Below are 11,877 nucleotides of genomic sequence, written 5' to 3'. Positions count from 1 at the left end.
CTCTTTCCGAAAAAAGAGAAGTTATACTCTGCTACCTGTCTGCCATAGCTCCTTCACCTTTTCAGAGAGAATAGGTGTATCGTCTACAATTATTTTGCTAATTGATGATTTTTGTAATGGTGTTTGTATTTGTTCAATCGGAAGAATATTTCCAACAATAATTAAAACAAACAAAATAATATATACTTCTAAAAATCCGAGGATTGCCCCCGCAAACGCATTTACTTGCTTTAACACCGGTATTTCTGCAAACATATTTAACAAATTACCAAGTAATGAAAGTGCGATTTTTGTAATAATAAATAATACGATAAACGCAATTGCTTGATAAAATACTGTCTCAATATTATTTGCATCAATCCATTCTGGAACAGATACATTTTTATCAAATGGATACGGAATAAATTTCGCAAGTGCTGGCGCTAAATCTTTACAGTACCAGTATGCAACAAGGTATGCGATAATAAAGCTTGTTAACTTTACAAGTTGTAAGATAAAACCTCTGCGTAATCCGAGGAAAAATCCCATAACAAGCAGTAAAATGATAATAATATCAATCATGTTTATTCCATTCCTTTTTTTGTCATACTTTCTTTCAACTTCTCATGTTCTTCTTTTAATTTTATGTAATCGTGTATGACGTTTACCGCCGTCAATACCGCTAGTCTACTCGTATCAAGCGAAGGATTCTTGGCATTGAGTTCGCGCATTTTATCATCCACAATCGCTGCTACCATGCGGATATGACTTGTACTTTCATCGCCAACAACTGAATACTGTTGGCCATATATTTCTACATTAATTCGACTTTTATTTCCCTTTTGTTGTGACAACTCACCGGCCTCCAATCACGTACAGAATCCTAAAGTTTATCATACCATGAACCATCATAATATGGAAACAGAAAGAACAATCCGATATGATAAAAATAACAATATAAAAAAGGAGCGACCATTTTGTCAAATTCTATCGTAATACAAACAAGTTCTACAGTAATTGAAGACATGAAACAACAATATAAACAAGCACTTAGCTCAAAAATTCCGCAAGGCGGTATCTTTATGGCAAAGGTGCCATCTTGCACGATTACAGCATATAAATCTGGAAAAGTAATGTTCCAAGGTGGACGTGCTGAAGCAGAAGCTTCTCGTTGGCAAACTGTCTCTCAAACACCGAAAACAACTGTAAAAAAATCGGTCGATTCTCATCGTTTTGCACCGCCTGCTTCCATCGGTACAATGTCTATAGCAGGATCAGATGAAGTAGGTACTGGTGATTACTTCGGACCGATGACAGTAGTTGCTGTATATGTGGACGCAAAACAAATTCCACTTTTAAAAGAACTTGGTGTAAAAGACTCCAAAAACTTAAACGATGCTCAAATTACCGCTATTGCAAAACAACTACTTCACGTTGTTCCTTACAGCTCTCTCGTTCTTCATAATGAAAAATATAACGAGCTATTTGATAAAGGAAATAATCAAGGTAAGCTAAAAGCTTTACTACACAATAAAGCCATTACAAACTTATTAGCGAAAATTGCTCCTACAACACCAGAAGGTATCTTAATCGACCAATTTACGCAACCTGATACATACTATAAGTATTTAGCAAAACAAAAACAGGTACAGCGTGAAAATGTTTACTTCGCTACGAAAGGTGAAAGTGTTCATTTAGCTGTTGCCGCCGCTTCCATTTTAGCTCGTTACTCATTCGTAAAACAATTTGACGAACTAAGTAAAAAAGCTGGTATGCCACTTCCAAAAGGTGCTGGTAAACAAGTTGATATCGCCGCTGCTAAATTAATTCAAAAAGTAGGTAAAGAAAGATTACCTGAGTTTGTAAAACTGCATTTTGCTAATACAGAGAAAGCGTTTCGCTTATTGAAAAAATAACTATTTTTTAGTATCGACAGGATATAAATAAACTAAACAAGGCGAAAAGAATTAGATTCTTTTCGCCTTTTATGTTTACTTTTATTCACTTTACTATCTAGCAACACTTGAATCCCAAGCACCGTTACTTCCGAAATAGTACCATACGCCTCCTACCTGTTGCCAGCCTGTTTGCATTGCTCCACTTCCGTTAAAGTAGTACCATACACCTCCTACTTGTTGCCAGTCTTTTTGCATTGCTCCACTTCCGTTAAAGTAATACCATACACCGCCTACTTGTTGCCAGCCTGTTTGCATTGCTCCACTTCCGTTGAAGTAGTACCATACGCCTCCTACTTGTTGCCAGTCTTTTTGCATTGCTCCACTTCCGTTGAAGTAGTACCATACGCCTCCTACTTGTTGCCAGCCTGTTTGCATTGCTCCACTTCCGTTGAAGTAGTACCATACGCCTCCTACTTGTTGCCAACCTGTTTGCATTGCTCCACTTCCGTTGAAGTAGTACCATACGCCTCCTATTTGTTGCCAGCCTGTTTGCTTCACGCCATTTGCATTGTAGTAATTCCATACAGCTCCATTTTGTTTCCATCCTGTTTGCACTGTGTTACCTTGTTGCATCGCACCGTTTGCACCAAGTCTGTAACCTTCAACCGTTGTATTTGCTGCCATTTGGCCATTATTATAAAAATAGTACCATGTACCATTAATTTGCTTCCAACCCTTCGCTTTCGTTCCACTTTGATCATAGAAATACCACTTTCCGTTATCTTGTTTCCAATTGTTATGATAATGGTATTCTCCTGTTTCTAGTCCAAATTTCCCACAGTTTGTCCAACAATGATGCCCACCATTTTTGTCCAATCCACCCGGGCTCGCATAAGCCGCTGTCGTTGAACCCATGATTGTTAGACCAATCGTCATCGCTACAATCTTCATATTCTTTTTCATAAAATTACATTCCCCTTCTTTATATCTATTTATCTATCAAACATTATTATATAATAAACGCATAACTTTAATAAACCATTGTATTTTTCACATATAAAATAAATTTAAATATATGAAAAATAGTAGTAATTGCATACTCTAACTGGATAATATGAGAATAACTAAAACAAAAAGTAGTTAGAAAAATACCTTATTAAAATCGCTTCTTTTTTCATAATTCATTGATTAACAGCATTCTTTCTAATCAAAAAAAGCGAGAGCAGTTGCTCTCGCTTTTTTATATCTTAAAACTCAGAAGAACCTGGAGTTCTTGGGAATGGAATTACGTCACGGATGTTAGCCATACCAGTAATGTACATTAGGAAGCGCTCGAAACCTAGACCGAATCCAGCGTGTTTTGTACCGCCGTATTTTCTAAGTTCTAAGTACCACCAGTAGTCCTCTTCGTTCATACCTAGTTCTTTAATTCTGTCTACTAAAACGTCCATTCTTTCTTCACGTTGGCTTCCGCCGATTAATTCGCCGATGCCAGGAACTAGAAGGTCAGTAGCAGCTACTGTTTTACCGTCTTCATTCATACGCATATAGAACGCTTTAATGTCTTTTGGATAGTCTGTTACGAATACAGGGCGTTTGAAGATTTCTTCTGATAAGTATCTTTCATGCTCTGTTTGTAAGTCAATACCCCATTCTACTGGGTATTTAAAGTCAGCACCTGATTCTTGAAGTACTTTAATTGCTTCTGTATAAGTGATACGACCGAAGTCAGAGTTAATCACATTGTTCATGCGCTCTAGAACTGTTTTATCAACGAAGCTGTTGAAGAAGTCCATTTCTTCTGGTGCATGTTCTAATACATATTTCATTGCATATTTCAGCATATCTTCTGTAAGATCCATTACATCGCCTAATTCAGCAAATGCAATCTCAGGCTCAACCATCCAGAACTCAGCTGCATGGCGAGTTGTGTTTGAGTTCTCCGCACGGAATGTAGGTCCGAATGTGTATACATCACGGAATGCTAATGCATAAGCTTCAGCGTTCAGCTGTCCACTTACTGTTAAGTTTGTTTCTTTACCGAAGAAGTCTTTTGATTCATCAACTTGTCCGTCTTCACCTTTTGATACGTTGTTTAAATCTTGCGTTGTTACGCGGAACATTTCGCCAGCACCTTCTGTATCACTACCAGTGATGATTGGTGTGTGAACATGTACGAATCCACGCTCTTGGAAGAATTGGTGAATCGCAAATGCTGCGATAGAACGTACGCGGAACGTTGCAGAGAATGCATTTGTTCTTGGGCGTAAGTGAGCGATTGTACGTAAGTATTCAAACGTATGACGCTTCTTTTGAAGTGGGTAATCAGAATCTGATAAGCCCTCGATATCAATTTTTTCTGCTTTAATTTCAAATGGTTGCTTTGCTCCAGGCGTTGCAATTACTTTACCTTCTACTTTAACTGAAGAGCTAAGTGGAAGTTTTGCAATTTCTTTGAAGTTCTCTAATTCAGTATCGAATACGATTTGAACGCTTTTGAAGAAGCTACCGTCGTTTAATTCGATGAAACCAAATGCTTTTGAATCACGTAAGTTACGAATCCACCCTGATACTTGTACTGTTTGATCTGCATACTTTTCTGTATCTCTATACAGACTTTTTACTAATGTGTTTTCCATAGTGAAATTCTCCTTTGCTGATATATTTAAATACAAAAAAACCTTTCATCCATAAAGGGACGAAAGGTTAAACTTCGCGGTACCACCCAATTTGTCATAAAGACCAACTTTAACTCGTATGTAATACATACTTCCCGGTTTGTAACAGGCCGGATTCCCGTCTAAGTCTACTCTTGAATACAAGTTTCAATTTCGGTTAGCAACTCCAAGGTGTTCTTCACATATACCGCCTCATCAGGCTCTCACCGTCCCTGACTCGCTATGGATTATAGTATATACTACTTTTCCTTATCATCGTCTTTCATTTTGTTAAACTAAAATTAATGTACTACATTCGAGGGAAAGATGCAAGACACCAGAAAATATATCAGCGATTTTCGCAATATATCGACCGTAACTTCAAATATATCGGCGATTTTTATAATATATCGACAATCGCATCATAAAAAAAATTGCCGGAATAGATCCGGCAATTTCTTATTACTTACGTAACTCCGCACCAAATTTCTCTTCTACGGTTGTTAATACACGGTTATGTGCTTCTGTTACCTCTTCGTCTGTTAACGTACGTTCTGCATCGAAGTAAATCATAGAGAATGCAAGTGATTTCTTGCCTTCTTCCATTTTTTCACCTTCGTATAAATCAAATAGCGTTACGTCTTTCAGAAGTTCTCCGCCAGCTTCAGCAATGACTTGCTTCATTTCACCAGCTTTTGTTTCTGTTGTTACAACAACAGCCATATCACGTGTCATCGATGGGAAACGTGGGATTGGTGAGTAGTAAGTTTCTTCCACGTCTGCACCGAATACTTTTACAAGAGATAGTTCGAATACGAATGTATCTTTCACATCTAATTGTTTTTGCGATTCTGGATGCAATTGACCGATGAATCCAATTACTTCGCCATCTAATACGATGTCAGCTGTACGGCCTGGGTGCATACCTTCACGTTTTGCTGGTGCATATGCGATTTGGTTTGCAACGCCAAGTACGTCGAATAATCCTTCTAGCACACCTTTCATAACGAAGAAGTCTACTACTTTTTTCTCACCTTGCCATGCATGGTGAAGAGCAAGACCTGTCATAACACCTGCAAGATGTTGTTCTTCTTTCGGAAGTTCTCCTGCTTCTGTCGGTAAGAAGATAGAACCTACTTCGTATAGAGCAACACTGTCGTTTTTACGTGCAACATTGTATGAAACTGCTTCTAACAATTGTGGCACTAAGCTTAAACGAAGTTGACTACGCTCTTCACTCATTGGAAGCGCAAGATTTACAGGAGCTTTTTCGTTCGGCTCAACCATATATTGTTTCGCTTTGTCAGCGCTTGTTAATGAATATGTGATTGCTTCATATAAACCAGCACCTTCTAAGAAGCGACGTACTTTACGACGTTTCGTTTGTGCTGATGTTAATTTACCACGTGTCATCGTTCCAGAAGGTAATGTAACTGGAATGTGATCATACCCATACAGACGACCCACTTCTTCTACTAGGTCTTCTGAAATTGTAATATCAGGACGACGTGCTGGTACATTTACATGGAATGTTCCTTCTACTTCTGTGAATGGGAATTTCAAGTTTGTGAACATTGTACCCATTTCACTTGCAGAAATATCTGTACCTAATACACGGTTTACTTTTTCAGCCGTAACAGATACTGTACGCTCTTGTACTTGTAAGTTATCAGCTTCTACTACACCTTCAAGTGCTTCTCCGCCAGCATATTTCGCCATTAAAGCAGCTGCGTGTTGAATTGCTTCAAACGTACGTGTTGGATCGATTCCTTTTTCAAAACGTGCACTTGATTCACTGCGAAGACCTAAGTCTTTTGATGTACGGCGCACTGTTTGACCTGCAAAGTATGCAGACTCGATTAAAACGTTTACCGTCTCATTTGTAACTTCAGAATCAGCTCCGCCCATTACACCAGCAACAGCTAAAGCTTTTGTGCCATTTGTAATTACAAGATGATGTTCTTGTAACGTACGCTCTTGATCATCTAACGTTTCAATTTTTTCGCCTTCTTTTGCAAGACGAACAACGATTTCTTTTGAACCTAATTTATCGTAATCGAATGCATGTAACGGTTGACCGTATTCCATTAAAATGTAGTTTGTAATATCAACTACATTGCTAATTGGACGAATGCCAGCTGCCATAAGGCGCGTTTGCATCCACATTGGTGATGGACCAATCTTTACGTTCTTCACCATTTTTGCAATGTATAATGGATTTTCTTCTTTCGCTTCTACACTTACAGAAATGTAATCAGCAGTTTTTTCTGCTGTTTCTTGTAAGTCGATAGCTGGAAGTTTTACTTCACGGCCGTAAATAGCAGCTACTTCATATGCAACACCTAACATGTTTAAGCAATCTGCACGGTTTGGTGTTAAACCAAGCTCAAGTACTTCATCATGTAAGTTTAAAATTTCAAGTGCATCTGCACCAACTTCAGCGTCACTTGGGAAGATGAAGATACCATCTGCGTATTCTTTTGAAACTAACTTTCCATCAATGCCAAGCTCTTGAAGAGCACAAACCATACCGTGAGAAGCTTCACCGCGTAGTTTTGCTTTTTTAATTTTGAAGTTACCAGGAAGTACAGCGCCAACTTTTGCAACTGGTACTTTTAAACCTTTTGCAATGTTAGCAGCACCACAAATAATTTGAACTGGTTCTTCTTCACCGATATCGATTAAGCATTTGCTTAACTTATCAGCTTCTGGGTGTTTTTCACACTCTAATACGTGACCAACTACAACACCTTTTACACCTTTATTTAATACTTCAACACCTTCTACTTCAATACCACTTTTCGTGATTTTGTCTGCTAGTTCCTGTGCTGTTACATCTTTAATATCTACATACTCTTGTAACCAACGATATGATACGAACATACTTATCCTCTCCTTCCCTTACGCTCGTTTGAATTGTTGTAAGAAACGTACATCATTTGTATAGAAATGACGAATGTCATCTACGCCGTATTTCAACATTGCGATACGCTCTGCGCCCATACCGAATGCGAAACCTTGATATTCTTTTGAATCATAACCAGCCATTTCAAGTACGTTCGGGTGAACCATACCTGCGCCTAGAATTTCAATCCAGCCAGTTCCTTTACAAGTGCCACAACCTTTACCGTGACACATCATACACGAAATATCCATCTCTACAGATGGCTCTGTGAATGGGAAGAAACTTGGACGAAGACGGATTTCACGGTCTTCACCGAACATCTTTTTCACGAATACTTGCAGTGTACCTTTTAAGTCACTCATGCGAATGTTTTTATCAATTACAAGACCTTCAATTTGCATGAATTGGTGTGAATGCGTCGCATCATCGTCATCGCGGCGATACACTTTACCAGGACAAATAATTTTGATTGGGCCTTTTTCTTTGTTATTTTCCATCGTGCGTGCTTGCACAGAAGATGTATGCGTACGTAGTAACGTTTCTTCTGTAATGTAGAATGTATCTTGCATATCACGTGCTGGATGATCTTTCGGTAAGTTTAATGCTTCGAAGTTGTAGTAGTCTTTTTCTACTTCTGTTCCTTCAGCTACTTCATAACCCATACCGATGAATACATCTTCAATTTGTTCAACAACAGCTGTTAACGGATGGTGACAACCTGTTTCAACAGGACGACCTGGCAAGGTAACATCAATTGTTTCAGTAGCTAATTTCGCTTCAATTACTGCTTTTTCTAAGTTACCAATTTTGTCATCTAGACGCGTTTGAATCGCTTCACGTACTTCGTTTACTAATGCTCCCATACGTGGACGCTCTTCCGCTGATAATTTTCCCATGCCGCGTAATACTTCTGTAATTGGGCCTTTTTTCCCTAAATACGCTACGCGTACGTCATTTAAGCCCTTTAGCTCTTTCGCTTCTTCAATAAGCTCTAACGCTTTTTGCTTTAGCTCTTTTAAACGTGCTTCCATTTGGAACCCTCCTAATTTTAAAAATAAAAAAACCTCGCTCCCAAAAAGGGACGAGGTAAATTCGCGGTACCACCCTAAATTGACAGAACAAGTCTGCCCACTCATTAGTTATAACGATCAATTCTGACCGGAACGCCTTTACATATACATGGTCCTGGCGTCAACTCCAGAGGTGAATTCACTTCCGTCTACCATAAGAATGCTTTCAGTCTACGGCATTCTCTCCCTATATGGCGATTTTGTCAGCTACTCTTCTCTATCAACGTTTTTCGTTATTTAACTTTTATTATATGTTCATTACGAACATGTACTTCAACTTATTATAAGAAGTTTTTTATTTGTTCGCAACCGGGCTTTGTAAATAATACGTTAAAATCCCTGCTGCAACCGCAACATTTAATGATTCTGCCCCGCCATAAATCGGAATATACAAGTTTTGATCCGTTTTCGCAAGAATTTCTTGGCGTACGCCGCTTCCTTCATTCCCTACAATTAATGCAAAACTTCCGGCTGGTGTTACTTCACCGTAAGGAGCTCCATTTTCAAGAGCTGTTCCATATACAGGAACACTATTTTCTTTTAACTTGTCTACCCATTCTTCTAAATTCCCTTTTACAATCGGTAAGTGGAAAATAGAACCTTGTGTAGAGCGCAGTACTTTACTATTGTAAACATCAACACAACCTTCTCCAAGCACAACGGCATGAATACCAGCTGCATCAGCTGTACGAATAATCGTTCCTAAATTACCTGGGTCTTGAAGGCCGTCTAATAAAAGAAATTTCCCATCAGTAAGAGCTACTTCTTTCTCATGCTTTTCACAGACAGCAAATACACCTTGTGTCGTTTCTGTTTCACGAAGTATTTTTACAATCGCTTCAGGCACGATATACATTTCAACATCATTCACTGTCCAATCTTTCGGAAGGTCTGTTTGATCTGAAACGATAAGTTCTGTTACAACTCCTGCCTTTAAAGCTTCCTCCACTAAGTGGAATCCTTCAACAAAGAACAACCCTTTTTTATCGCGTTCTTTTTTCGTTTGCAGCTTTTTCCACTGCTTCACACGCGGATTTTGTACTGAATCAATGTTTTTCATAATATGTATTTCCCTCTCTTCTTGTCTTATCATTATAGCCTATTTTTCATACATATTTACATAAAAAAGAACAAAAACTAACGTCAGTTTCAATTCTGAAGAAGAGGTGAAAGCAATGAGTTTTAATTTACGTGGTGCTGTATTAGCGAATGTATCTGGAAATTCACAAGATCAATTACAAGAAACGATTGTCGATGCAATTCAAAGCGGTGAAGAAAAAATGCTTCCAGGTCTTGGTGTTTTATTCGAAGTCATTTGGAAAAACGCTGATGAAAATGAAAAGCACGAAATGTTAGAAACGCTAGAGCAAGGATTAAAAAAATAAGCAATTTGAAAATCACCTTCGCATAAGCCAAGGTGATTTTTTTGCGAAAATTTTTTTCTTCTCCTAAACATTTCTACTTTACTAACGCTACCCGGATGGAGTACAATGTTCAAAATACATTTAAACCGATCGATTTTCTTCACAGACACCATTAGATAAAAGGAGTGAATGTTTTATGCATCGTATTACGCTTGAACAAATTTTTAAACACCACATTACCCAAAAATACATAAATCGTTCTGGAATGGTCCACGCGATTGCTGTCGCTTACCATGCGTTTCACTTAGCCAAAAAGCATCACGCCTCAGTCGATGCTGCGACAAAAGCCGGTTTCCTTCACGATATCGGACATCATACATGGTACACAGGCGGCGAATGGGACTATGACCTATATAAAAAGAATGATATACATGCAATTAAAGGAGCGGAAAGAGCTCATAAGTTATTAATCCGATTAGGCGAACATCCGAAGCAAGCCAAAGAAATTTCTGTTGCAATTCTATTGCATACTGATTCTTTCCTAGTAGAACAATCACTTGAAAGAACACCTCTACAAAACATTATTAAGTGGGCAGATGAAGCAGACGAAGAACCAGGCGGCGCACACCACTATCGAACTATCTCTTATGAAAAAGCACTAAAAGCAATTCAGCAGTTAGATCGATTGGTAGAGCGTGAATTGCAAATAGAGCAATCAAAATCAAATAACAAGGCAGAACATAGTTATCAATGAGAAAGAGGCATCACTATAGGGTGATACCTCTTTTATTATTTTATGGAAAATACACCTTTACCCCGCATTAACGGGCAGTAAGACCCCCACCTCAAAATTCAGCGGAAATAAAGAAATTAGGTAGGGGAATCAACTGCCCGTAAAAGCCCGATTGGTTCAACTAATAATCAGTGTGGGATAAACCTCCCCACTGATTAAAGTTTCACTTTATATGTAATATTTAAATGTTACATATAAAAATAAAACACTTTATAATTAAATATATAAATATAAAGAGGTGGTTTCACAAATGCAACCTGCTATACAACTTTCTAATGAACAGAAATACTCTATGTCATGGGGACAATTTATTAGCTCCATTTTATTCGCTTTTTTCGGAACTGGACTCATTACTGTGTTCCTCGCAATGCCCTTAACAATTTATACAGCTGGTCTTACAGATAAAAAACAAATCGCCCTGTATGAATCTATCGCAAATACTGCAAGTATCGTATTACAACTAGCCGTGTTGTTATTCTTCATTTTTAAATTCGAACCCGCAAAAAAATTACTACTACAATCATTTAACTTTAAAGCACTTAAAGAATGGCGTACATACGTATACTTACTTCTTTTCTTCGCTATAAACATTTTAATCAATTACATCTTGTTAAATTATATGTTCCAAGACGCAACAAAGCAGCAATCTTCCGCATTAAACTTAGACGTTTTTAAGCAATATCAAATATTATTACTTCTCGGTTTCGCTATACTTACACCAATTTTTGAAGAGCTTATTTTCCGTGGCTTTATACTTCGCTTCTTCTCAGAGCGCTTTCCATTTTGGATTGCAGCCATCATAACAAGCTTCTTCTTCGGTATCGCTCATACATACTCACTTGGGGTAATGGTAATTACTTTCTTCATGGGATTATTAATGGCTATTTTATGCAAAAAAACAAAATCCATTATTCCAGCTATGTTATTTCATATTATGAATAATATGTTAGCATTCTTAAGTTAAAAAGAGGTATCATCACGATACCTCTTTCACTCTTTTATAACAACTTCAAACTCCTCTTCTGTTAGCACTTTTCGATAATTCGTTTTCTTTTCCCCCTCTTCACCAGAAGTTAGGACAGGCGTCAGTATAATTTTCGTTATACTATCCTCTAGCTTTTCAAATCGCCAATAACTATTTTTCGATTTTATTAATAAAATCCAAAATAAACCTCATGTAGTAAAATATAACTTAATTCACATAAAAGAGT

General features: G+C 37.8%; 11 protein-coding genes, 1 pseudogene and 2 other annotated features. Of the genes and pseudogenes, 4 read left to right on the top strand and 8 right to left on the bottom strand.

Annotated elements, in window-relative coordinates:
* Nucleotides 1-21: 21 nt before the first annotated feature.
* Both ACS2MN_RS17550 and zapA read right to left on the bottom strand, forming a co-directional pair.
* Entirely contained in the window at nucleotides 22-561 is a 540-nt protein-coding gene (locus ACS2MN_RS17550) for a CvpA family protein (protein WP_000565405.1), read from the bottom strand.
* Between the two features lie 2 nt (nucleotides 562-563).
* Nucleotides 564-833 carry a cell division protein ZapA gene (gene zapA, locus ACS2MN_RS17545; protein WP_000082703.1) on the bottom strand — a complete coding sequence of 90 codons (270 nt, stop codon included), beginning with the start codon at nucleotides 831-833 and terminating at the stop codon, nucleotides 564-566.
* 123 nt (nucleotides 834-956) lie between these two features.
* Here zapA and rnhC point away from each other — a divergent pair, with 123 nt between their 5' ends.
* Nucleotides 957-1,895 (top strand): ribonuclease HIII, encoded by a 939-nt coding sequence (gene rnhC / locus ACS2MN_RS17540; RefSeq protein WP_087951191.1) that lies wholly within the window; start codon nucleotides 957-959, stop codon nucleotides 1,893-1,895.
* 93 nt (nucleotides 1,896-1,988) lie between these two features.
* Here the strand turns inward: rnhC and ACS2MN_RS17535 are convergent, their stop codons facing one another.
* The 5 genes from ACS2MN_RS17535 to ACS2MN_RS17515 all read right to left on the bottom strand — a co-directional run bounded on the left by ACS2MN_RS17535 (nucleotide 1,989) and on the right by ACS2MN_RS17515 (nucleotide 9,602).
* Nucleotides 1,989-2,840 (bottom strand): YHYH domain-containing protein, encoded by an 852-nt coding sequence (locus tag ACS2MN_RS17535; protein WP_087951190.1) that lies wholly within the window; start codon nucleotides 2,838-2,840, stop codon nucleotides 1,989-1,991.
* A gap of 284 nt (nucleotides 2,841-3,124) precedes the next feature.
* Nucleotides 3,125-4,516 carry an asparagine--tRNA ligase gene (asnS, locus tag ACS2MN_RS17530; RefSeq protein WP_000432185.1) on the bottom strand — a complete coding sequence of 464 codons (1,392 nt, stop codon included), beginning with the start codon at nucleotides 4,514-4,516 and terminating at the stop codon, nucleotides 3,125-3,127.
* Nucleotides 4,517-4,568: 52 nt separating this feature from the next.
* Nucleotides 4,569-4,820: a binding site (T-box leader), on the bottom strand.
* A gap of 176 nt (nucleotides 4,821-4,996) precedes the next feature.
* Nucleotides 4,997-7,417 (bottom strand): phenylalanine--tRNA ligase subunit beta, encoded by a 2,421-nt coding sequence (pheT, locus tag ACS2MN_RS17525; protein WP_088055319.1) that lies wholly within the window; start codon nucleotides 7,415-7,417, stop codon nucleotides 4,997-4,999.
* Nucleotides 7,418-7,435: 18 nt separating this feature from the next.
* A complete protein-coding gene (gene pheS, locus ACS2MN_RS17520) occupies nucleotides 7,436-8,470 on the bottom strand; it encodes a phenylalanine--tRNA ligase subunit alpha (protein ID WP_000388217.1) in 1,035 nt (344 codons plus the stop codon).
* A gap of 43 nt (nucleotides 8,471-8,513) precedes the next feature.
* Nucleotides 8,514-8,742 (bottom strand) — a binding site (T-box leader).
* A gap of 62 nt (nucleotides 8,743-8,804) precedes the next feature.
* Nucleotides 8,805-9,602 (bottom strand): TrmH family RNA methyltransferase, encoded by a 798-nt coding sequence (locus ACS2MN_RS17515; RefSeq protein WP_002039772.1) that lies wholly within the window; start codon nucleotides 9,600-9,602, stop codon nucleotides 8,805-8,807.
* A gap of 82 nt (nucleotides 9,603-9,684) precedes the next feature.
* Between ACS2MN_RS17515 and sspI the strand changes: the two genes are divergently transcribed.
* The 3 genes from sspI (at nucleotide 9,685) to ACS2MN_RS17500 (ending at nucleotide 11,630) form a co-directional block, all read left to right on the top strand.
* On the top strand, nucleotides 9,685-9,894 hold the full coding sequence (gene sspI / locus ACS2MN_RS17510) for a small acid-soluble spore protein SspI (RefSeq protein ID WP_000009509.1): 210 nt from the start codon (nucleotides 9,685-9,687) through the stop codon (nucleotides 9,892-9,894).
* 175 nt (nucleotides 9,895-10,069) lie between these two features.
* A complete protein-coding gene (locus tag ACS2MN_RS17505; RefSeq protein WP_346994404.1) occupies nucleotides 10,070-10,627 on the top strand; it encodes an HD domain-containing protein in 558 nt (185 codons plus the stop codon).
* A 289-nt stretch (nucleotides 10,628-10,916) separates the two neighbouring features.
* Nucleotides 10,917-11,630, top strand: a complete 714-nt coding sequence (locus tag ACS2MN_RS17500; RefSeq protein ID WP_098165049.1) for a CPBP family intramembrane glutamic endopeptidase — start codon at nucleotides 10,917-10,919, stop codon at nucleotides 11,628-11,630.
* Nucleotides 11,631-11,656: 26 nt separating this feature from the next.
* Here ACS2MN_RS17500 and ACS2MN_RS17495 read toward each other — a convergent pair.
* Nucleotides 11,657-11,821: pseudogene (locus tag ACS2MN_RS17495) on the bottom strand (DUF4179 domain-containing protein); the annotation flags it as partial.
* Nucleotides 11,822-11,877: the final 56 nt, after the last annotated feature.

Origin of the sequence: Bacillus cereus group sp. BceL062 (genome assembly GCF_051780025.1) — a bacterium.
GTDB lineage: Bacteria > Bacillota > Bacilli > Bacillales > Bacillaceae_G > Bacillus_A > Bacillus_A toyonensis.
Note: the sequence above shows the minus strand (reverse complement) of the source record. Positions and strands in the feature narration are given on the sequence as shown.